The following is a 21401-nucleotide window of genomic DNA, read 5'->3' as shown; positions in this document are numbered from 1 at the left end:
GAAAAACTCTTGAAATGCTTTCGACGGGGCCTGGAAAAATGTAAACCGCGCGCCCGCAGCCGCCTTCGGAGGGGAATTCATGATGTTCGCAGATTTCATCGCTCCGCTCACTCCGGAGCGGTTCTTCTCCGACCACTGGCCCGGCACCCCGTACGCGGGTCCGCCCGGCGCGCCCCCCGTGCGGCTCCTCGACGCCGTGCCCCAGCTGGCCGACGCGGAGGAGGTGCTGCGCTCCTTCGGCGGTACGGTCTCGCTGATCCAGCGCAACGGCCCGCACGCGCGCGTGCCGTGCGGCAGCGACGCGCTGCCGATGTACCGGGCGGGGCTGACCTGCTACATGCGCCGCGCTGAGCGGGAGTTCGAGGGCCTCGCCGGGCTCATCGGCGACGCGGCGCGGCGGCTGGGGCTGCCGCCCGACCGGATGTCCTGCGAGATCTTCTGCTCGACGGGGACCAGCGGCGTCCCCCTGCACAGCGACTTCGACGTGAACCTCGCGCTGCTCCTGTCCGGTTCCAAGCGGTGGCGGATCGCCCCGAACACGAGCATCGAGAACCAGACGACGATGTGCTTCGCCCGCGACCGCAGGCAGGCCGACGAGCGTCAGCTCTCCTATGCGCACGCGCCGTTCCCCGAGCGCATGCCGGACGATGCCCGCGAGTTCACGATGGAGGCGGGCGGGCTGCTGTTCCTGCCGCGCGGCTGGTGGCACGAGACGTACTCGACCGGCGCCTGCATGCAGCTGAACCTCGTGGTCAAGGGCCCGCACTGGGCGCGGGTGTTCAGCGGCGCCCTGGAGGAGCGGCTGCTGGAGTCCGCCGACTGGCGGGAGTTCGCCTACGGGGTGGCGGCGGCCGAAGGGGCCGGGCACGACGCGGCCGTGGAGCGGCTCGCCGGTCTGATCACCCGCTTCCGCGAGTCCCTGGCGGGCGAGGACCCTCGGGCCCTCGCGGCCGGTCTCCTCGCGTCGTTCCGGGACGCCGGCCCGCGCCCGGCCGGGGGCTGAGGACGGCCCGGCCCACGACGCCCGGAGGCCCACCGCGCGCAGCGGTGGGCCTCCGGCGTTCACGGGTGGTCCGCGCGTGGGGCGCGGGGTGCCCGCTCAGCGCTTCACGGTGCCCGCGCGCAGCCGGTCGATCATGTGCCGTGTCATCTCGACGGGGCTGTCCTCGTGGCCCGTGGCAGGGCGCTGCGGCAGTTCCTTGTTGCGCAGTTCCACGGCCGCGTTCCACTCCTCGCGGCCCGCGAAGGGGATCGTCTCGCCCTCCTGGTAGGCGGGGAAGGGCCGGTAGCTGTTGAGGGCGGCCGGGTCGTCGCCCCTGACGAGCAGCGGGTCGAGGTAGAGGCCCTCGCTGCGGATGCGGGTGCCGGTGGAGATGTAGCCGATGTCCAGGCCGCAGCGGCGCTTGGCCGAGGTGTTCGGCTCCGAGCAGTGCAGCAGGTGCGGGTGGTGGATCGAGACGTCGCCCGGCCGCAGCTCGATGTCCACGACGCCGCGCTCCTCGGCCCACTCGCGCACCACGTTCTCGTCGGCCGTGGAGAACAGCATGTTGTCGGTGTCGGCCCGTACCGACGGCTTGTGCAGCGGCAGCCGGTGGCTGCCGGGGATCATGCGCAGGCAGCCGTTCTCCGTGGTGCTCTCGTCGATGGCGAGCCACACCGTCAGCGCCTCCATCGGGCTCAGCGTCCAGTAGGCACCGTCCTGGTGCCACAGGACGGGCTGGCCGTCGTAGGGCGGCTTGCAGATGTAGTGGGCGGTGAAGCAGGCCAGGTTCTCCCCGAGGAAGAACTCCCCGATGTCCACCAGCAGGGGTTCCGACACCAGCCGGGCCCAGAACGCGTCGTTGCGGATCAGGGGGTGGTGGAAGTGCTCGGGGCGCAGGTCCGGGTATCTGCGGGTGAGCCACTCGACATGGTCGCGCGCCTCGCCGAGGAGGTCCGGTGGCAGGACGTCACGGATGATGGCGAACCCTTGGTCGGCGTACTCCGCCGCGGCCTTTTCGAGGGCGCTCCGGTCGGTGGTGTGCATGTGTCAGCTCCTCCTCAGATGTGCCAGGTACTGCTTTTCGTGCCGGACCAGTTCGTGGACCTGCCACGGGGTGTCCTCCGTGAGTGCCGCGAGTTCCGTGGCGGACGCGTAGAGGTAGTCGAACCAGGGGGTCGACGTGATCCCGTCCCTGATCCGCAGCCGCTGCTGCCCGGGGAGCCGTTCCGCGGCGAGGTTGCGCTCCAGGTAGGCGCGGTTCCAGGCGCTGGTCAGGGTGTGCGGGTCGACGCTCACGCCGAGGAGCGAGCCGCCGGGGGCGGTCACGGCGGCGAGTCGGCGCAGGATGTCCCCGGCCTTCTCCCTGTTGCCCAGGAGGCCGATGTTCTGCCCGCCGAGCAGCACGGTGTCGAAACTGCCGATGTCGGGGGTGAGGGTCTCGACCGTGGTGGTGAGCGTCTCCACGCCCCGCAGCCGCGCGACGTCGGCAGCGCCGGGCGAGGATTCGACGCCGAGCACCCGGTGGCCCTGGGCGAGCAGGTGGACGGCGTGCCTGCCGGGCCCGCAGCCGACGTCGAGGACCCGCTGCCCGGCCCGCTCGCAGAGCCGCTGTTCGAGCGGGGCCCACTCGGGGTGGGGGGCGAAGTAGCGGTGGACGTCGTTGGCGGTGATCAGGCCGTCGTCGCGTTCGATGATCTCGTAGGAGACACCGGGCCGGCCGCCCGCTTCCCAGACCTCCCGGACGGCGTCGCCGAAGGGGTCCCCGCCGGTGGCGAGATCGAGGGTGGTGTGAACACTCACGGTGGGTCTCCCGCGTGATGAGGTCGGTTACGGGCGCGTGACGAGGTCGGTTCCGGGTCGGGGGCGGGCTGCCGCGGGCCGCGGGCCCGTCAGGCCTCCCACTCCGGTGGGAAGGTCCGGTGCGAGCGGAGCGGCGAGCGCAGCAGGAGGACCACGGGGACGGCCGTGACGGCCACACCGACCCAGAGGGCGACCGTGGTCGACGAGAGGCCGGCGAGGACGCCGCCGATCAGCCCGCCGAGCGGGGTGGCGCCCTGGGTGACGACGCCGTTGGCCGCCGTGACGCGGCCCATGTAGGCGAGCGGGGTGGCGCGGGCGCGCAGTCCGGCGACGGCGACGGCCCTGCCGACCACGACGAAGCCGATGAGGATCTGGGCGGCCGCGACGAGGGGGACGGCGGCGCCGCGGAAGACGGCGGCGAGCGGCGCGGCGACGAGGGCGAAGGGGGCCAGGGCGGAGAAGACCATGGTCATCCGGATCTCGCCGAACCGGCGCCGCAGCCGCGGGCAGAGCAGCGAGGCGAGGACGCCGGCGACGGCCCCCAGGGTGGACAGCAGGCCGAACACCCACGAGGAGACGCCGACCTCGTCGAGCAGGAAGACCGGCAGCATCGCGAGCATGATGCCGGCGCCGAGGTTGTTGAGGGCGGCCTGGCAGACGATCAGGCGGAGCAGGGGCTGCCGGAAGAGGAACCGTATGCCTTCGGCGATCTCGCGGCGGAAGTCGCGCTTGTCGGCGGGGGGCCGCTCCCGCGCGGCGGGCCGGATGCCCTTGACCATCCAGAGGGACACGAGGTGGCAGACGACGGCGAAGAGGTACAGGAGGGGGGCGGGCACGGCCCGGGTCGCCAGGCCCGCCGCGCCGGGTGAGACGGCCATGATGGTCGTGGAGGAGGTCTGCAGCCGGGCGTTGGCGTCGGCTATGCGGTCCTTGGGCAGCAGTTCGGGCAGGACGCTGTTGTGCGCGACGTCGAAGAAGACGCCGCTGACGCTGCCGACGAGGGCCGTCGCGACGAGGTGCGGCACGGTCAGGACGTCCAGGGCGTAGGCCAGCGGGATGCCGGCGAAGGCGACCGCGTAGACGGCGTCCGACCAGAGCAGCACCGACCTGCGGTCCCAGCGGTCCACCCACACCCCGGCGGGCAGCCCGACGAGGAGGTAGCCGAGGCGGCTGAAGACGAAGATCAGGCCGACTTCGAACGGGTTCGCGTGGAGCGTCGTCACCGCGGTGATGGGCAGGGCGAAGCCGGCGACCTCGGCCGCGGAGAATCGGAACCCGTTCGCTCCCCACAGTCTTCTGAAGCCGGGTACCCGAAGGACTTCGGACTCTGGTGCGGTCCTTCCCTCGGTGGTCACCACAAGAGCGCTCGCTTCCCCTAGCCGAAGATCGTGAAGCCGTTCATTATGGGCAGCCGGGGGGAACTCGCCAGTTCGGAGAGTGATTTCCGGTCGACTTTCCCGTTGCTGAGCCTCGGGAGTTCGCCGTCGACGCGTACGACCTGGCGCGGCAGCATATAGGGCGGCAGGAATTGCGGCAGCCGTCCGGAGAGCGTGCGGGCCGCTTCGGTGTCGGCGGTGACGAAGAGAGTGATGAGGTTGGAGAAGACGGGGTCCGGGGTGGCGACGGCCACCGCTTCGTGGACGCCCGAGCAGCGCCGCGCGGCCTTCTCCACCTCGCCCAGCTCCACGCGGTAGCCGCGCGACTTGATCTGTGCGTCCACCCGTCCGATGAAGCGCAGGTCGCCGTCGGGGTTCTCGCGGACCTGGTCGCCGCTCGCGTACCACTCGCGGCCGTCGGCGGTGCGCACCATGGACCGCGCGGTCTGCTCGGCGTCGAGGTAACCGGTCATCAGCATCGCGCCGCGCACGAGGAGCTGGCCCGGTTCGCCCGGCGCCACGGCGGCCAGGCCGTCGTCCACGACCAGGATCTCCGCGCCGGGCAGGACGCGCCCGATGAGCACCTCGTCCTCCGGTCCCAGCGGGGGCCTGATCTCGTGGAAGGTGCAGACGTTGCTCTCGGTGGGGCCGTACACGTTCAGGAGCCGCATGGCGGGCAGGGCCGCGTGCAGGGTGTTGACGTCGGCCGCGTGCAGGATCTCCCCGCCGGTGACGAACGCGCGGAGCCCGGCCAGGCGGGGCAGCAGCGACGTGCCGTGCCGCACCAGCCAGACGAGGGTCGACGTCACCGCGTACAGGACGGTGCCGCCCGAGCGCCGGCAGAAGTCGATGTACGCGGCCGGGAAGGGTGCCGCGGCGGCGGGCATCAGGGCCACCGCCGCGCCCGAGCGGACGGCGGCGAACAGGTGCAGGGTGGTGGGGTCGAAGTGGAGGGGCGCGGAGTTGACGATGACGTCGTCGGGGGTGAGGGCGAGTTCGGCCACGGCCCAGTCGACGAACGCCGACGCGCTCGCGTGCGTGTGGACGACGCCCTTGGGGACGCCGGTGCTCCCCGAGGTGTGCAGGACGTAGGCGAGGTCGTCCACCGGGGGGCGCGGTTCGCCCTCGCACAGGTGGGCCCAGAGCCCGTCGTCGGTGCCGGGCGGCGCGGGCAGCGGGGTCCAGGTCCGGCCGGGGGCCAGCGTGTCCCACTGGGCGCGTGCCGTGCCGTCGGCCACCACGGCGCGGGGGGCGCAGGCGCGGGTGATGAGGTCGGCGCGGCCGATCGGCCCGTCCGGGTCCAGGGGCACGTATCCGCCGCCGGAGCGCAGGATGCCGTGGACCGTCGCGACGCCGGCGGAGGACTTGCGGCCGTGCCACATCACGCAGTCGCCGTCGCGCACCCCGAGGTCGCGCAGGGCGAGCGCGACGGCCTCCGCCGCGCCGTCCAGCTCGGCGTAGCTGTAGGTGACGTCGCCGTCGAGCACGGCGGGCCGGTCCGCGTACAGCTTGGCCGCGGTCCGCAGGTCGTCGCTGAGCGAGGTGCCGGCGCCCATCAGCGCCCCTTCGCGGTGAGGAAGGAGCGGATCGCCGTGATGGTCTCGAAGTGGGTCGGCAGGACCTCCGTGTCGTCGATCTTGATGTCGAACTGGTCTTCGAGCCGGGAGACGACGGTCAGAAGGGAGAGGGAGTCGATGATCTTGCGCGCGATGAGCGGGGTCTCGTCCGTCACCTCCTGGCCGGATGCCGTCTCCCTGACGATCTCCCGCACGGTGGCGAGCACGGAATCCTGCGCCATCACAGACCCAGCCCTTCAGCGATGATCTTCATTTGCATGTCGGAGGTGCCCGAGTAGTAGCGGCTGGCGATCGCGTCCGACATGAGGTGGGCGGCGCCGATCTCGGGCAGCAGCGCGTATCCGCCGTAGACGTCGGGGAGCTCGTGGCAGAAGGCGTTGAACTCGTTGCTCACGTGCAGCTTCGTCAACGAGGCCCGGCTGTGGTCGAGTTCGCCCCGGTCGGCCGCGCGGGCGGTCGTGAGCAGCACCTCGCGGGCGCTGGTGAGACTCAGGTGCATGCGCACGACGCGCCGGCGGATGGTCTCGTAGGTGCTCAGGGCGGAGCCGAACTGGCTGCGCGTGCGGACGTGTTCGACCGCCTTGCGCAGGGCGTGGGACATCATGCCGAGCACCGGCGCGAGGATGAAGGCGCGCTCGTAGCGCATCGCGCGCATCAGGACCGCGTACCCGCCGCCCACCGGCCCGAGCACCGCGGACGCGGGCACCGCGCAGTCGTCGAGGCGCAGGGAGCCGACCTGGGCGCCCGGCAGCCCGGCCTTGTCGAAGGCGGGCCCGACGCCGAGCCCGGGGGTGGCGCGCGGGACCAGGAAGGCGCTCAGGCCGGACAGCGCGCTGCCCTCCGAGGTGCGGGCGAGGACGACGAAGACGTCGGCGACGGGGCCGTTGGTGACGAAGGTCTTGGCGCCGTCGAGGGTCCAGCCTCCCCCGTCCCGCTCGGTGGCCCGGGTGGTGAGGGAGAGCAGGTCGGACCCGGCGTCGTACTCGGTGGCGGCGAACGCGCCCACCGCGGTGCCCGCGGCGAGCGGCGCCAGCCAGGTGTCGCGCTGTGCGGCGTCGGCGAACGCGGCGACCGGCTCCTGGCACGCCCACAGGTGGGCGGAGAAGGCGAACGGCAGTCCGGAGCGGCCGGTCGCGTCGGCCATGGCCTCCATCGCCAGGCAGGCGGCGAGGGCCCCGGCGCCCGCGCCGCCCCGCTCCGCAGGCAGGGGCAACGAGAACAGGCCCTGGGCGCCGGCCGCCTTCCAGGCCCGTCCGTCCTCGGCCGCGTCCGCCGCCCACGCGCGCAGCCCGTCGAGCCAGGTGGCGAACTCCTCGCTGTCCGCCGGGTGCGGGCCGCTGCTCATGAGGTCTCCTGCGCGGGGGCGATCGGCCACTTGTGCACGTGGTGGGAGCGGGTGAGGCCGAAGCGGGCCATGGAGTCGGGCGCGTGGTCCTGCGGCGTCAGGGCGAGCACCTCGGTGTCGCGGCCGGCCCCCAGCTCGTCGCGGAGCCAGGCGAGGACGTCCTCGGTCATGCCGACGCCGCGGTACAGGGGGTGCAGCTTCATCTCGTGCAGGAAGACCCGCGGCGCGCCGTCGGGCCGCAGCCTGCCGAGCCTGGTGAGGGTGAAGGCCGCCGCGACCAGGCCCTCGCTCTCCACGACGTAGTGCGTGGTGCCGGGGGTCCCGCCGCCGTGGGCGAGGAGCGCCGCGAAGTCGCCTTCGCCGTCCTCGTCGTAGATGCGCTGCAGGGCGCCCGCGTCGTCGGGCTCCGCCGGGCGGACGCGGCGCGGCGCGGGGCGCTCAGCCATCGCTCGCCCCGCCCGTCGCGCCGACGGCCGCCGCGGTGTCCGCCGCCGCACCGGCCCGGCGGCGCTCCCAGCGGTCGACCGCCTGCCGGAGCTGGGAGGTGTAGTCGCTGTTGGCGATGAAGCCGTGGCCGCGCCCGTCGCGCAGCATGACGGCGCGCAGGCTCGGGTGCCCGCCGAGCTGTTCCATGATCGGCCGCAGGTGTTCGAGCGCGAAGTAGGAGTCCTTCTCGGGGATCACCACGTGCAGGAGGCGGGCGGTGCCCGGGGCGGCCCAGTCACGGATGATCTCCGTGGTGGGCAGCGGGCGCGCCATGGCGGGCAGGCCGCTGAAGGGCTCGGCCTCGCGGGTCCACTGCGGCAGGATCAGCGGGTCGTTGTGCGGTGACACGACGAAGGCGAGGTCGTCCCGGCCGCCGCGCATGCAGTGCTTGATGGCCGCGTAGCCGCCGGAGGAGAGTCCGTGCCAGACGGTGCCGCGCAGGCCGTACCGCTCCAGGAGCGAGGAGCGCAGGTCCAGCAGGCCGGGCAGGAACTCGTCCTCGCCGAGCAGGAACCAGCCGCAGCTCGATTCCTTCGTGTGATTGTGGATCGGATCGGACACGAGGAGGCAGATGGAGTTCTCCGCCTCGTCCCACTGACGGCGCGCGAATACCGGAGGAACGTGCTTCTCGATCACACTGAAGCCATGGAAAAGAACGTGGAGATAAGGGCTCGTGATCCGCTCGGGCACACTCACCTCGTAGTCGAGGCGATATCCCTCGGAATGAATCAGCCTTCCACTGTGCGAGCTCAGGGGAACCTCCGGTAGGTCACGCCCGGGTGTGGCGGCCCCGTCGGGACCGCCACACCCCTCAAGCGGTGTTCTGGACGATCCGTACGGCGAGTTAGTTCTTGACCTCGCTGTCGGTGATGGTCAGCGGGGTGTCACCGAAGAGCGTCTCGAAGTCGTCCGCGGTGATCTCCTCGGTCGCGCTGACGGTCTCCTGCGTCATTTCCTGCTGCATATCAGTCTCCCCATCTCGGGTAGGAAATCCCGGCCCGCTTTCACGGGCCCGCACGGACACTATCGAGAGTTTCAAATACTGCCTAGATCGCGCATATGAAAAGAGTTCCGAATCAGGCGAGGTAACGCCGGTCGAGGCTTTTCGGGACCACCGCGGGATACGTGAGGAGACGGCGGCGCGGCGGCGCGGTGCCGGCCGCGGAGTCGACGGGCGTGAGTTCCCTCGCGTCCTCGGCGAGCGCCATGAGGCGCGGCGCGAAGCTCGTACGGCACTTGCGCGCGGACTCCTCCAGGCAGAAGGCCACGGACTCGTGGACGACGTTCTCCTGACGGGTCGCCAGGTAGAGGAACCGCGGCTCCACCTCGCGCAGCAGCTTGGTGGGGATGCGCGCGGGCAGCGTGAGGGAGTAGTAGCGCGGGTGGCCGGCCAGGGGTCTCCGCTCGATCCAGGACCGTCCGAAGGGGCGCAGGCTGGAGAACATGGCGAAGCTCCACTCCAGCTTCAGGCCGATGGGCACCAGCGCGAGGTTGACGAGGAAGGCGGCCCCGACGAGGAGATGGGTGACCAGGGCCCCGGCGCCGGACGGCGGGGCCGCGAACGGCTGGGCGCTCAGGGCGAGGCCGCACAGGTATCCGTAGACGAGGCCCTGGAAGAGGTCCTTGCCCAGGTAGCTGACGGAGCGGCGTCCGGAGGCGGTCCTGCCCAGCGCGAGGGCGGTCAGGGCGCCGGCCGCGACCGCCGCCCACAGGAGCGGTCCGCCGCCCGGGTCGACGGCCGCCGCGTCCGGTGGCGTGAGGGTCACCACCCACAGGGCGAGGGCCAGGACGGAGAAGGGGAAGTTGCCGGACACCCCGAAGGCGCCGTGCATCAGGATCGCGGCGCACAGCCCCCACATCTCCTGGCCCGGCACCAGGAGCGCCAGGCCGACGGCGAACTCGACGAAGACCACCGCGTAGGGGGCGGCGCCCAGGAACCCGGCGGACGGTCTGAGCCCGAGCAGGCCGAGGTAGTGCGCCGTCACGACGCGTCCCGCGCTGCGCTCGCTGCGCAGGTACTCCTCGTTCACCTTGAGCAGCGCCGCCGAGAGGTAGACGCCGATGAGCAGGTCGCGGGCGACCGCGCCGTGCAGCTCCCGCGGCACGAACGCGAAGAGCGCCGCCGCCACCACGCCGAGCAGGGCGTGGTCGGCCAGGCGCCGCTGGGTGGACACCGTCCACAGGACGAGCAGCGCGACGGCGAGGACGTGCGCCGCCGGTGACCGCGGGACCAGGGCGAGCGCCAGCGCGGCGGGGAGCGCGAAGAGCTGCGCGGCGACGGACGCCCGGCGCGGGAGCCGGACGACGAGGACGGGCGCGTAGGTGTGCGCCACCCCGCCGAGCCCCTGCTCCCACAACCGGCTCACCTGGTGGAAGAGGACTCCGGCGACCGCGAGGACGAACGGGGTGAGGGCGGGGGCGCCGTCGCCGGCCGCCGCCAGGGCGGACGGGTTCACCGCGCCCCCCGCAGGGTGTCGTTGAGCCGCTCGCTGCGCTGGAGCGTGTCGGCGAGCCGCTCCCACTCCCGCGCGTAGTGCCGTGCCACCTCGGCGGCGGCGCGCACGCAGTGCGGCGGCACCGACGCCAGCAGGCGACCGCCGGTGGCCAGTTCGGCGCTCTGGCCGTTCATCCAGCGCAGCAGCGCGCGCCCGTTGTCCGTGAAGCGGATCGAGGGGTCACGGGCGAGGGAGGCGGCGGCGCGCGGCTGCACGCGCGCGCTCTCCGCCGGGGGTTCGGCCCGCTCGGAGACGCTCCGCGGCGGTGCCTCCACGCAGGCGACCACCACGGGTCCGGCCGGGCGCCCCTCCCCGGGCGCGGGCCCCGCCGAAGGGTCCGGCGCGACCTCGTGGAGACCGCCCGCGGCGGCCGTGCGGGCCGATGCGGCGCGGCGCATCCGGTGCACCGTGCTGATGGAGATGCCCGCCTCCTCCGCGACGTCCCGGAGCGTTGCCTGCGGGCGTTCGGCGAGCAGGAGGCGGGCCCTCTCGCGGCGCTGCGGCATGTCGACGGGGCGGGCCCTGCCGTCCCTGCCGACGCGCGACTCCCCGCTCTCCGCGCCGCCGTTGCCCGCGCCGGGTTTCGAGTGAGGAGTTTCCTCACTCGAACGTCTCCTGCGGGCCGCGCCCACGGTCTTGGGCGAGACTCCGCTGACCGCCGCGATGGCCCGGTCGGACCAGTGCGGGTGGGAGGCGAGGATGCGCAGGACCGCCGCTCGGCGGTCCTCGCGGGTCAAGGGCAGCCCGTGCCGGGTGTTGGCCGCCACGGAGCGGACGAACAGGTCGGCCGATGAGCCCTCGACATAGCGGACGGGCAGGTCGCGCGCGCCGCGCAGCAGTGCGGCGCGCAGCCGGTGCATGCCGTCGACCACACGGCCCGTGGCCTTGTGCACGAGGATCGGTTCGAGCTCCCTGCCGCTCTCGGCGAGCGCTTGCGCGTGGTCGTGGCTCACGCCGTCGAGGCGCGGTGAATCCGACGGCAGCAGAGACGCCACGGGCACCATGTGGATGTCTGAGTCCGGTTCGTCGAACAAACTTGGTGACCCCTTCCGAGCTGTGACGACATGCGTCCCGCCCACGGGCGGGAGCGGCGCATGTCCGCATCTGGCCGTGCGGGAGGACCGTTCGTCTTCTTTGCTGCGCTGTCCCTCGATGTGCCGGCTGCCGCCGCGAACGCTTTCCGGGCAGGCCGCACGCCCCGGTTCACCGCCCGGCGCGGGGTGGTCGCACCGGTGGTTCCGCAGGGGGAATGAGTCCGTTCGCGCGCGCCGGGGACGCGCGCTTCTCCGGCGGGTTTACGCCTGTCTGCTTCTCATGGAGGCGGTCCGGCAGGCGTGGTGGGTGACTGCTCTCCCGTATCCGGGAGCGTGACCTCGGGCGCCGCACGCTCGACCGGTGTGCAGTCTTCCTTTCCTGGTCACTGTGCCACCTCTCCGTTCATGAGTGATGTCGCCAGTACCGCCGGCGCCGCTGCTCCGCACCCGGAACCGACGCCCGCAAGAAGATAACAGCGAGGTGACGGAGAAAGCGGGACAGCGGGGGATCATGGCTGAAATTCATGAACACGGAGCCGGCGGGAAGAGCGAGGTCTCGCGCGCTCACCGGCTGACGAGGCACCGCCGGGCAGGGCCGGGGAGCCGCACCGTGTCCGGACCCCGAGGAGAACGCGCTCGCGCCGGAGATGCTTGAACGGTGTACGGGAAATGGCCAGTTCACGATCAAACGGTTCCTCGGGCGGGCGCGGGAGCCGTCCGGGGGGCGGGTGCGGAAGCCGCCGGGGGGCGGGTGCGGGCCTCGACGGGGGCGGCGCGGACGCCGTCGGAGGCAGGCGCAGGCGCCGTCGAGGGGCGGGCGCGGACGCCGTCGAGGGGCGGGCGCGGACGCCGTCGAGGGGCGGGCGCGGACGCCGTCGGGGGCGGGCGCAGGCCCCGTCAAGAGGCAAGCCCAGACGCCGTCGAAGGCGAGCGAACCCAGGCACCGTCGCAGACGGGCACAGACGCCGTCGAAGGCAGGCGCAGGCCCCGTCAAGAGGCAAGCCCAGACGCCGTCGGAGGCGAGCGAGCCCAGGCGGCGTCGCAGACGGGCACAGACGCCGTCGAAGGCAGGCGCAGGCCTTGTCGAGGGGCAAGCGCAGACGCCGTCGAAGGCAGGCGAGCCCAGGCGGCGTCGCAGACGGGCGCAGACGCCGTCGAAGGCAGGCGCAGGCCCCGTCGAGGGGCAAGCGCAGACGCCGTCGAGGGGGGCGCCGTCGGAGGCGGGCGCGGGGCCCGTCGGGGGCGGGCGCGGGTGAGTGGGCTCATGCGTCCGTGGCGCGCGTCCGCGGCGGTCGCGGCGTGCCCGTCGCCGGGAGCAGGCGGGGGCCGGGGTGGGCCCTCGCAGCGCCCGGTGCCGAGGCACGACACTCCACGGCATCGGTGTGCGGCCGCGTGACCTTCGCTGCCGCAAGGCCGATACTGCCGACAGCAGGGGTCCCGACCGAGCCGGACCCGGCCGCCCGACCGACCTGACGAGGCTTCCCAGGAGGTATCCATGAGGATGCTGATCAACGTCGCCGAGACCGTGGTCGCCGACGCCCTGCGTGGTATCGCCGCCGCGCATCCCGAGCTGACGGTGGACGTCGAGAACCGTGTGATCGTACGAGCGGACGCCCCCGTGGCGGACAAGGTCGCCCTCGTCTCGGGCGGCGGCTCGGGGCACGAGCCGCTGCACGGCGGGTTCGTGGGGCCCGGCATGCTCTCCGCCGCCTGTCCCGGCGAGGTCTTCACCTCTCCCGTGCCGGACCAGATGGTGCGGGCCGCGGCCGCCGTGGACAGCGGCGCGGGAGTGCTGTTCATCGTGAAGAACTACACGGGTGACGTGCTCAACTTCGACATGGCGGCGGAACTCGCCGAGGACGAGGGCATCCAGGTGGCCAAGGTCCTCGTCGACGACGACGTGGCCGTCACCGACAGCCTCTACACCGCCGGGCGGCGCGGCACCGGCGCCACCCTCTTCGTGGAGAAGCTGGCGGGGGCCGCCGCCGACGCCGGGATGCCGCTGGAGCGGGTCGAGGCCGTCGCCCGGCGGGTCAACGCGGGGACGCGCAGCTTCGGCGTCGCCCTCACCGCCTGCACCACCCCCGCGAAGGGCAGCCCCACCTTCGATCTGCCCGCCGGTGAGCTGGAGCTGGGCGTGGGCATCCACGGTGAGCCGGGGCGCGAGCGGCGCCCGATGATGACGTCGCGTGAGATCGCCGACTTCGCCGTGAACGCCGTGCTGGAGGACCTCGACCCGCGCAACCCCGTCCTCCTGCTCGTCAACGGCATGGGCGGCACGCCGCTCCTCGAACTCTACGGTTTCAACGCCGAGGTGCAGCGCGTGCTCGTGGAGCGCGGCGTGCCCGTGGCGCGCACCCTCGTCGGCAACTACGTGACCTCGCTCGACATGGCGGGCGCCTCGGTGACGGTCTGCCAGGTGGACGAGGAGCTGCTGCGCCTGTGGGACGCGCCGGTGCGGACGCCCGCCCTGCGCTGGGGCGCCTGACACCCGGCCCCCGGTCCGCGCCCGCTCCCGCCCGCCCCTCCCACCGACCACGCAAGGAGACCCATGCTCGACGCCGACTTCTTCCGCCGCTGGCTGACCAACACCGCGGACGCCGTCGACCGTACGGCGGCCCTCCTCACGGAGCTGGACTCGCCCATCGGCGACGCCGACCACGGCAGCAACCTCCAGCGCGGTTTCACCGCCGTCGTGGTCACCCTGGAGAAGGAGGTGCCCGAGACCCCGGGGGCCGTCCTCATGCTGGCCGGGCGGCAGTTGATCTCCACGGTGGGCGGCGCGTCGGGGCCGCTCTACGGCACGCTGCTCCGCCGCACCGGCAAGGCGCTCGGGGACGCCCCCGAGGTCGACGAGGCGACGTTCGCCGTAGCGCTGCGGGCCGGCGTCGACGCGGTGGCCGCGCTCGGCGGTGCCGCGCCCGGTGACAAGACGATGCTGGACGCGCTGGTGCCCGGCGTGGACGCGCTCGACACGTCGTTCGGGGCGGCGCGGGACGCCGCGCGGGAGGGCGCGCTCGCGACGACACCGCTCCTCGCGCGCAAGGGCCGCGCCAGCTACCTGGGTGAGCGCAGCATCGGCCACCAGGACCCCGGCGCCACCTCGTCGGCGCTGCTCTTCGAGGCGCTCGCCGAAGCGGCCGGGGCGCCGCGGGCCTCGGAGGCGGGCCATGGGTGACGCGAAGCTGGTCGGCGTCGTCCTCGTGTCGCACAGCGCCGCCGTCGCCGAGGCGGTCGCCGCGCTCGCCACGGGGCTCGTCGGGAACGGCACGACCGCGCCCGTGGCCGCCGCGGGCGGCACCGCGGAGGGCGGGTTCGGTACGAGCGCCGAGCTGGTCGCCGAGGCCGCCGCGCGGGTCGACCGGGGCGCGGGCGTCGCCGTCCTGACGGACCTGGGCAGCGCCGTCCTCACGGTCAAGACGCTGCTCGCGGAGGACGAAGAGCTCCCACCGGACACCGCGCTGGTGGACGCCCCCTTCGTGGAAGGCGCGGTGGCGGCGGTGGTCACCGCGTCGGCGGGCGCCACCCTCGCCGAAGTCCGTACGGCGGCCACGGAGGCGTACGACTACCGCAAGGTGTGACCACGGCCGGAGACTCCCGACCGCAGGCCCGCAGCCCGCATCCCGCAGCCCGCCCAGTCATCCCCATCTGTACGCAGTCGTACCCCCGTCCGCCCGCCCGGTCCCGTCCGGCGGGTGTCTGCCTCTTGATGTGCCCCCGGCACCTGTGTCAAATAGGTCCGGACCAATGCCGTCGAGTGGAAGGCCGCACCGTGCGACGGATTCCCCGTTCGTCCCTCCCCCTCCCCCTGGCCCTGCTGACCGCCCTCGCCATGACCGCCGTCGGTGGCTGCGACTGGGGCGGTGGGGGCGGGGGGCGGGACACCACGCCGCCCGCGGCGCCGCGCGGCCTCACGGTGGAGGCGGGCAGTGCCACCACCGTCCACGTCATGTGGAACCAGGCCACCGACGACACCGGGGTCACCGGCTACGAGGTGTACCGGAACGCCGAGAAGGTCAAGGCGGTGCCGGGCCGCGAGCACATGGTGGACGTCGTCGGCCTGCGGCCCTCCACCAAATACGCCTTCACCGTGCGCGCCCGCGACGCCGAGGGCAACGTCAGCCCCGACAGCAGGAAGCTGACCGTCACGACGCCCGAGGCCGCCGCCGCCGACCACGAGGCGCCCACGCGGCCCGCGCGGCTGCGGGGCGAGGCCGAGGGGAGCCGGTCGGCGATGCTGACCTGGGGTGGGTCGAAGGACGACAGGCGCGTGGCCTCGTACGAGATCTACCAGGGCGGTACGAAGATCCACAGCGTGGGCGGCGGGCAGACGGCGACGCTGGTCACCGGGTTGCGGCCGGGTACCGAGTACACCTTCACGGTCAAGGCGCGCGACGCCGCGGACAACTTCTCCCCCGCCAGCGCGAAGGTCCGCCTCACGACCGCCGCGGGCAAGGACTCCGGGCGCGGCACGGCGCCGACCGGCTTCCGGGCCACCACGCACCGCGCCGACGGGGCGTACTACATCGACCTGGCCTGGGTGCCGCCGCGCACCGGCGGGGCCGTGGCGGAGTACCAGATCCAGCTCGACGGCCGCACGGCCACCGCGCTGGTCTTCGGCGGGACGGCGCCGCGCGACAAGGCCGAGCACAGCTTCTACATCGGCAAGAAGGCCGGGGAACGGCACCGGGTACGGATTCGCCCGAAGCTGCCTGACGGCACGTGGGGCGGCTACTCGCCCACGCGGACGGTCACCACGGGCTGACGGACACATGACCGTGCGCCCCCCAACGAACGGTCGGGAAGCGGGGCATGGGGCCGGCGGCGTCACCTGCTCGGCCGCTCTCCGCGTGCGGGGCGGCGCGGCGGCGCGTTGGCTCATCGTCAGGTGGTGCGGGCGTTCCCCGACTCCCGGCGGCGCATGGGTTGTACCGCCTCCCGTGCCGCCGGAGGAATGACTCATGCGTATGACTCAGATAGGTGTCCGGGCCGGCCTGGTCGTCGCCGCCGCAGCGCTGCCGTCGGCGCTCGGCACGACAGCGGCGGTCGCGGCCGGCGGCCTCGCAGTGACCGTGACCGGTTCCCCCGTGCACGTCACCACCGCCGCGTGCCCGGACGGCGGCACGGCTTCGTCGAGGGACCGGTGCCGCGCGATCCGCGCCGGGGCCGGTCAGGCGGAGCCGATCCGGGGCAGCGGCTCCCGGCTCGACGTCGTGGACGGCACCCGTGCGGTGCCGGTCGCCGGCGAGGACGGTACATGGGCCGAGCCCCCCGGCGTACCGGCGGGCGGCGGCGCCACGCCCACGTCGATGCCCACGACCTCGTCGACGACGATGCCCACCTCAATGCCGACGGCCACCTCGGTGCCCACGGCCTCCCCGACGACGGCGCCCGCGCGCGGCGTCCGGGGCGGTGTCGGGGGCGGTTCGGAGGACCGGGGCACGCTGGCGCTGGCCGCCGGGGGCGCCCTGGTGGCCGCGGCGGCGGGTGCCGGCCTGTGGCATCTGCGCCGCCGTGGGGCGCACGGGCGGACCTGAGAGAACCCGGGGTACGCCACCGGCCGCCGTCCACCTCTCGCGGGGTGGGCGGCGGCTTCGCGTCGCGCCCGACGCACCCTTGCCCGGCCGGTCGGGAGCGACCTACCGTCCTCCCAGGCGACAGGGAGGGCGCGTTCATGACACGACCGCTCAGCGTTCAGCTCTACACCGTGCGCGATCAGCTCACCGCCGACCGCGAGGGGACCCTCCGCAGGCTCGCCGGCATCGGCTACGGCGCCGTGGAACCGTACGACGTGCTGACCGACCCCGAGGGGCTGCGGCGGATCGTCGACGAGCTGGGACTCACCGTGTCGGGTACGCACGCCGTGCAGCTGCTCGGCCCCCGCCCCGAGGCCGTGCTCGACGCGATCGGCACGCTCGGCACGGACCTCGCGATCGTCCCCGCGGGCATCGAACCCGGGGAGTTCACCACCCGCGACGGCCTCGCGCGGGCCGCCGACCGCCTCAACTCCCTGGTGGCGCTCGCCGAACGGCACGGCGTACGCGTCGGCTACCACAACCACTGGTGGGAGACGGAACCCCGCTTCGGCGAACGGCACGCCATCGAGGTGCTCGCCGAACTGCTCGACCCCACCGTGTTCCTGGAGGTGGACACCTACTGGGCCGCGGTCGGCGGCGCCGAGGTGCCGGGGCTGCTGCGCCGCCTCGGTGACCGCGTCCTCGCGCTGCACATGAAGGACGGTCCCGGCACCAGGGAGGACCCGAACGTGGCGGTCGGCGGGGGCACCATGCCGGTGCCGGAGATCCTCGCCGCGGCGCCGGGCGCGTGGCGCGTCGTCGAGTTCGACGCCTGCGCGGGCTCCACGGACGCCCTCTTCGACGAACTCGCCGCCAGCCACGCCTACCTGACCTCCCTGGAGGCGGCGTGAGCACGGCGGACGCCGGTGGTGGGCCCGTCGGGGTCGCCCTGATCGGCGCGGGCGTCATCAGCGCCCAGTACCTCAAGACGCTGAGCTGCTTCCCCGACGTACGGGTCGTGGCCGTCGCCGACCTCGACGAGCGGCGCGCGGCCGACGTGGCGCGCGCCCACGGTGTCCCCGTCTCGGGCGGGCCCGCGACGGTGCTCGCCCTGCCCGAGGTCGAACTGGTCGTCAATCTGACCGTGCCCGCCGCGCACGCCGAGGTGGCGACGGCCGCCGTCCGCGCGGGCAAGCACGTGTACGGCGAGAAGCCCATCGCCCTCGCCCCCGCCGAGGCGGAGAAAGTGCTCGCCGAGGCCTCGGAGCGGGGCCTGCTCGTGGGCAACGCCCCGGACACGTTCCTCGGCGCGGGCCTGCAGTCGGCGCTGCGCGCGGTCGCCGCCGGGGACATCGGCGTGCCCGTCGCGGCCTCGACGGTGGTGCAGGGGCTCGGCCCGGAGGCCTGGCACCCGGACCCGGCGTTCTTCTACCAGCCGGGCGGCGGACCGCTCTTCGACCTCGGCCCCTACTACCTGACCTCGCTCGTGGCGCTGTTCGGCGGGGTGTCGCGGGTGGCGGCGGTGGCGACGCGGGCACGCGCGGAACGCGCCGTCGGCTCGGGCCCGAAGGCGGGCCGGACCTTCCCCGTCGACGTGCCGACGCATGTGTCGGCGCTCATCGAGTTCGCCTCGGGCATACGGGCCGACTCCACGTTCAGCTTCGACTCCGCGCCGCGCCGCACCCGCTTCGAGATCACCGGGACCGAGGGCACCCTGGCCGTGCCCGATCCGAACACCTTCGGCGGCCCGCTGCGACTGCTGCCCAACGGCGCCGACGAGTGGCGCGGACTGCCCGTCCGGGGGCGGACCGACGGCCGCGGCCTCGGGGTGCTCGACATGGCGCGCGCCCTGCGCGGAGGGCGGGCCCACCGGGCGTCGGGGGCGCTCGCCCTGCACGTCCTCCAGGTCATGACGGCGATCACGCGGTCGGCGGACCGCTCGGAGTTCACGCAGCCGGAGACGCAGCCGGTGCCACCGGAGCCGCTGCCGGCGGACTGGGACCCGGCGGAGGCGACGCTCACCCCGCCCCGGCCGTCTCCCCCAGCTCCTCGATGGCGCGGGTGAGCCACCGCGTCCAGAAGGTCTCCAGGTCGATGCCGGCGCGGAGCACCACATGGCGCAGCCGGTCCTCGACGGCGTCCTTCTCCGGCGGGAAGTCGCGCCGCTCGATCTCCTCGTACTCCGCCAACTGCCGCCGGTGGAGGGCGAGGTGGCGGTGCAGTTCCTCCCGGATGCCCTCGGTGCCGACCACCGCCGCGGCCCGCAGGCGCAGCAGGAGGGTGTCGCGCAGGGGCTTGGGGTCCTGGGGCTCGGCGGTCCAGCGGGCCAGTTCGGCGCGGCCCGCGGGCAGCACCTCGTACTCCTTCTTCTGGCCGCGCGTCGCGCCCCGGCTCGGCAGGGCGCGGATCGCTCCCTCGCGCTCCAGTCTGCCCAGCTCGCGGTAGATCTGCTGGTGCGTGGCCGACCAGAAGTAGCCGATCGACTTGTCGAACCTGCGGGTCAGTTCGAGGCCCGACGACGGCTTCTCCAGGAGGGCCGTCAGGATCGCGTGCGGGAGTGACATGGGGCCCATCCTAGGGACGGGCCCATGCCGCCGCCGTCACAGCGCGGCGGCCAGCTCGGTGCCCTGCTTGATGGCCCGCTTGGCGTCGAGCTCGGCCGCCACGTCGGCGCCGCCGATGAGGTGCGCGCTGCGCCCGGCGGCGATCAGCTCCTCGTAGAGGCCGCGGCGCGGCTCCTGCCCCGCGCACAGGACGACGGTGTCGACCGGGAGCACGGAGGAGACGCCGTCGACGGTGATGTGCAGCCCCGCGTCGTCGATCAGGTCGTAGCTCACCCCGGCCACCATCGCGACGCCCCGGTGGCGCAGCTCGGTGCGGTGGATCCAGCCGGTGGTCTTGCCGAGGCCCTTGCCGACCTTGGACGCCTTGCGCTGGAGCAGGTGGACGGTGCGCGGCGGGGTGGGCCGCTCGGGCTCGGTCAGGCCGCCGCGCTCCCGGTAGTCCATGTCGACGCCCCACTGGCGGAAGTACGTCGCGGGGTCCAGGCTCGCCTTCTCGCCGCCGTCGGTGAGGTACTCGGCGACGTCGAAGCCGATGCCTCCGGCGCCGACGATCGCGACCCGCTCGCCGACGGGCGCGCCGCCGCGCAGCACGTCGAGGTAGCCGACGACGCTGGGGTGGTCGATGCCGGGGATGTCGGGGACGCGCGGCGTGACGCCCGTGGCGACGACGACCTCGTCGTACGCGGCGTCGGCGAGCCGGTCGGCGGTGACGACGGTGTTCAGGCGGACGTCGACGCCCCGCAGGTCGAGCTGGGTGCGGAAGTAGCGGAGCGTCTCGTCGAACTCCTCCTTGCCGGGGACCCTGCGGGCGACGTTGAGCTGGCCGCCGATCTCGTCGGCCGCGTCGAAGAGCGTGACGTCGTGGCCGCGCTCGGCGGCGGAGACGGCGAAGGCGAGCCCCGCGGGTCCCGCCCCGACGACCGCGACGCGCTTCCTGGTGCGGGTCGGGGCGAGCACCAGCTCGGTCTCGTGGCAGGCGCGCGGGTTGACCAGGCAGGAGGTGATCCGGAGGTTGAAGGTGTGGTCCAGGCAGGCTTGGTTGCAGCCGATGCAGGTGTTGATGGCGTCGGACTGCTCGGCGCGCGCCTTGGCGACGAAGTCGGGGTCGGCGAGGAGGGGGCGGGCCAGCGAGACCATGTCGGCGGCGCCGTCGGCGAGCAGCCGCTCGGCCAGCTCGGGGGTGTTGATGCGGTTGGTGGTGACGAGCGGTACGGAGACCTCGCCCATGACCTTCTTGGTGACGAAGGTGTAGGCGCCGCGCGGCACGGAGGTGGCGATGGTGGGGATGCGCGCCTCGTGCCAGCCGATGCCGGTGTTGATGATCGTGGCACCCGCGGCCTCGATCTCCTTGGCGAGGTGGACGACCTCTTCGAGGGTGGAGCCGCCGGGGACGAGGTCCAGCATGGAGAGGCGGTAGATGATGATGAAGTCGGCGCCGACGCGCTCGCGGACGCGGCGGACGATCTCGACGGGGAAGCGGACGCGGTTCTCGTAGGCGCCGCCCCAGCGGTCGGTGCGCCGGTTGGTGGGGGCCGCGATGAACTCGTTGATCAGGTAGCCCTCGGAGCCCATGACCTCGACGCCGTCGTAACCGGCGAGCTTGGCCAGCTCGGCGGCGCGCACGAAGTCCTCGATGGTCTCCTCGACCTCGGCGTCGGCCAGTTCACGGGGCACGAAGGGGCTGATGGGGGCCTGGAGGGCGCTGGGGGCGACGAGGTCCTCGTGGTAGGCGTAGCGCCCGAAGTGCAGGATCTGCATCGCGATCCTGCCGCCCGCGGCGTGCACGGCCGCGGTGATGCCGGCGTGCTGCTCGGCCTCCGCCTCGGTGGTCATCCTGGCGCCGCCCTCGTAGGGGCGCCCGGCGTCGTTCGGCGCGATGCCGCCGGTGACGATGAGGCCGACGCCGCCGCGCGCGCGGGCCGCGTAGAACTCCGCCATCCGCTCGAACCCGCCGGGCGCCTCTTCGAGGCCCACGTGCATGGAGCCCATGAGGACCCGGTTGGGCAGCGTGGTGAAGCCCAGGTCGAGCGGGTTCAGCAGGTTCGGGTAACGGCTCATGCGGGCCCTCCGTACGCGGTGTCTACGGGTTCAGTTGTAGACGACGGCGGACGTGTTGTGCAACTAGTTGCATAAAGCGTGAGCGGTATCTCACCGCGCCCGCGCGATGCCGAGCGCCCTGTCCGAATCCCGCCAGCCACGGCCTCGCGCGAGCCGCAGACTGGGGGA

General features: G+C 73.4%; 20 protein-coding genes. 8 read left to right on the top strand and 12 right to left on the bottom strand.

The genetic code is table 11. The features are described from left to right. Positions 1 to 79 precede the first annotated feature (79 nt). Complete coding sequence (locus AB0I16_RS21110) at positions 80 to 1003, top strand: cupin-like domain-containing protein (protein WP_363250980.1); 924 nt, start codon at positions 80 to 82, stop codon at positions 1001 to 1003. 96 nt (positions 1004 to 1099) lie between these two features. Here AB0I16_RS21110 and AB0I16_RS21105 read toward each other — a convergent pair whose 3' ends face one another. The 10 genes from AB0I16_RS21105 to AB0I16_RS21060 all read right to left on the bottom strand — a co-directional run bounded on the left by AB0I16_RS21105 (position 1100) and on the right by AB0I16_RS21060 (position 11095). Further along, positions 1100 to 2026: a phytanoyl-CoA dioxygenase family protein gene (locus AB0I16_RS21105; protein WP_363250979.1), complete on the bottom strand. Its 927-nt coding sequence runs from the start codon at positions 2024 to 2026 to the stop codon at positions 1100 to 1102. Positions 2027 to 2029: 3 nt separating this feature from the next. Continuing rightward, positions 2030 to 2782, bottom strand: a complete 753-nt coding sequence (locus AB0I16_RS21100) for a class I SAM-dependent methyltransferase (RefSeq protein WP_363250978.1) — start codon at positions 2780 to 2782, stop codon at positions 2030 to 2032. A gap of 89 nt (positions 2783 to 2871) precedes the next feature. Further along, a complete protein-coding gene (locus tag AB0I16_RS21095) occupies positions 2872 to 4137 on the bottom strand; it encodes an MFS transporter (protein WP_363250977.1) in 1266 nt (421 codons plus the stop codon). 20 nt (positions 4138 to 4157) lie between these two features. Then, positions 4158 to 5714 carry an amino acid adenylation domain-containing protein gene (locus tag AB0I16_RS21090; protein ID WP_363250976.1) on the bottom strand — a complete coding sequence of 519 codons (1557 nt, stop codon included), beginning with the start codon at positions 5712 to 5714 and terminating at the stop codon, positions 4158 to 4160. After that, positions 5714 to 5956, bottom strand: coding sequence for an acyl carrier protein (locus AB0I16_RS21085; RefSeq protein ID WP_363250975.1), 243 nt, complete (start codon positions 5954 to 5956; stop codon positions 5714 to 5716). The genes AB0I16_RS21090 and AB0I16_RS21085 overlap by 1 nt, the downstream gene beginning before the upstream one ends. Further along, positions 5956 to 7080 carry an acyl-CoA dehydrogenase family protein gene (locus AB0I16_RS21080; protein ID WP_363250974.1) on the bottom strand — a complete coding sequence of 375 codons (1125 nt, stop codon included), beginning with the start codon at positions 7078 to 7080 and terminating at the stop codon, positions 5956 to 5958. Before AB0I16_RS21080 ends, AB0I16_RS21085 begins: the two co-directional genes overlap by 1 nt. Then, positions 7077 to 7526: a hypothetical protein gene (locus tag AB0I16_RS21075; RefSeq protein ID WP_363250973.1), complete on the bottom strand. Its 450-nt coding sequence runs from the start codon at positions 7524 to 7526 to the stop codon at positions 7077 to 7079. The genes AB0I16_RS21080 and AB0I16_RS21075 overlap by 4 nt, the downstream gene beginning before the upstream one ends. Then, positions 7519 to 8202 (bottom strand): hypothetical protein, encoded by a 684-nt coding sequence (locus tag AB0I16_RS21070; protein ID WP_363250972.1) that lies wholly within the window; start codon positions 8200 to 8202, stop codon positions 7519 to 7521. The genes AB0I16_RS21075 and AB0I16_RS21070 overlap by 8 nt, the downstream gene beginning before the upstream one ends. A gap of 440 nt (positions 8203 to 8642) precedes the next feature. Continuing rightward, complete coding sequence (locus AB0I16_RS21065) at positions 8643 to 10022, bottom strand: hypothetical protein (protein ID WP_363250971.1); 1380 nt, start codon at positions 10020 to 10022, stop codon at positions 8643 to 8645. Next, entirely contained in the window at positions 10019 to 11095 is a 1077-nt protein-coding gene (locus AB0I16_RS21060; RefSeq protein WP_363250970.1) for a helix-turn-helix domain-containing protein, read from the bottom strand. The genes AB0I16_RS21065 and AB0I16_RS21060 overlap by 4 nt, the downstream gene beginning before the upstream one ends. 1495 nt (positions 11096 to 12590) lie before the next feature. Between AB0I16_RS21060 and dhaK the strand changes: the two genes are divergently transcribed. The 7 genes from dhaK (at position 12591) to AB0I16_RS21025 (ending at position 18676) form a co-directional block, all read left to right on the top strand. Further along, a complete protein-coding gene (gene dhaK, locus AB0I16_RS21055) occupies positions 12591 to 13583 on the top strand; it encodes a dihydroxyacetone kinase subunit DhaK (protein ID WP_363250969.1) in 993 nt (330 codons plus the stop codon). Positions 13584 to 13646: 63 nt separating this feature from the next. Continuing rightward, positions 13647 to 14273, top strand: a complete 627-nt coding sequence (gene dhaL / locus AB0I16_RS21050) for a dihydroxyacetone kinase subunit DhaL (protein ID WP_363250967.1) — start codon at positions 13647 to 13649, stop codon at positions 14271 to 14273. After that, positions 14266 to 14676, top strand: coding sequence for a PTS fructose transporter subunit IIA (locus tag AB0I16_RS21045; RefSeq protein WP_363250966.1), 411 nt, complete (start codon positions 14266 to 14268; stop codon positions 14674 to 14676). Before dhaL ends, AB0I16_RS21045 begins: the two co-directional genes overlap by 8 nt. 191 nt (positions 14677 to 14867) lie before the next feature. Next, positions 14868 to 15860 (top strand): fibronectin type III domain-containing protein, encoded by a 993-nt coding sequence (locus tag AB0I16_RS21040; protein ID WP_363250965.1) that lies wholly within the window; start codon positions 14868 to 14870, stop codon positions 15858 to 15860. 196 nt (positions 15861 to 16056) lie between these two features. Continuing rightward, positions 16057 to 16632: a hypothetical protein gene (locus tag AB0I16_RS21035; RefSeq protein ID WP_363250964.1), complete on the top strand. Its 576-nt coding sequence runs from the start codon at positions 16057 to 16059 to the stop codon at positions 16630 to 16632. Between the two features lie 137 nt (positions 16633 to 16769). Beyond that, the gene (locus tag AB0I16_RS21030) at positions 16770 to 17522 is read left to right on the top strand and encodes a sugar phosphate isomerase/epimerase (RefSeq protein ID WP_363250963.1); all 753 of its coding nucleotides are present in this window, start codon (positions 16770 to 16772) and stop codon (positions 17520 to 17522) included. After that, positions 17519 to 18676 (top strand): Gfo/Idh/MocA family oxidoreductase, encoded by a 1158-nt coding sequence (locus AB0I16_RS21025; protein ID WP_363250962.1) that lies wholly within the window; start codon positions 17519 to 17521, stop codon positions 18674 to 18676. The genes AB0I16_RS21030 and AB0I16_RS21025 overlap by 4 nt, the downstream gene beginning before the upstream one ends. On the opposite strand, the gene AB0I16_RS21020 is transcribed toward AB0I16_RS21025, so the two are convergent. Together AB0I16_RS21020 and AB0I16_RS21015 are read right to left on the bottom strand one after the other, a co-directional pair. Continuing rightward, positions 18630 to 19175 (bottom strand): PadR family transcriptional regulator, encoded by a 546-nt coding sequence (locus tag AB0I16_RS21020; RefSeq protein ID WP_363250961.1) that lies wholly within the window; start codon positions 19173 to 19175, stop codon positions 18630 to 18632. The genes AB0I16_RS21025 and AB0I16_RS21020 overlap by 47 nt on opposite strands. 36 nt (positions 19176 to 19211) lie before the next feature. Beyond that, a complete protein-coding gene (locus tag AB0I16_RS21015; protein WP_363250960.1) occupies positions 19212 to 21233 on the bottom strand; it encodes an NADPH-dependent 2,4-dienoyl-CoA reductase in 2022 nt (673 codons plus the stop codon). Between the last annotated feature and the right edge of the window lie 168 nt (positions 21234 to 21401).

Origin of the sequence: Streptomyces sp. NPDC050703, from assembly GCF_040654435.1 — a bacterium.
GTDB lineage: Bacteria > Actinomycetota > Actinomycetes > Streptomycetales > Streptomycetaceae > Streptomyces.
Note: the sequence above shows the minus strand (reverse complement) of the source record. Positions and strands in the feature narration are given on the sequence as shown.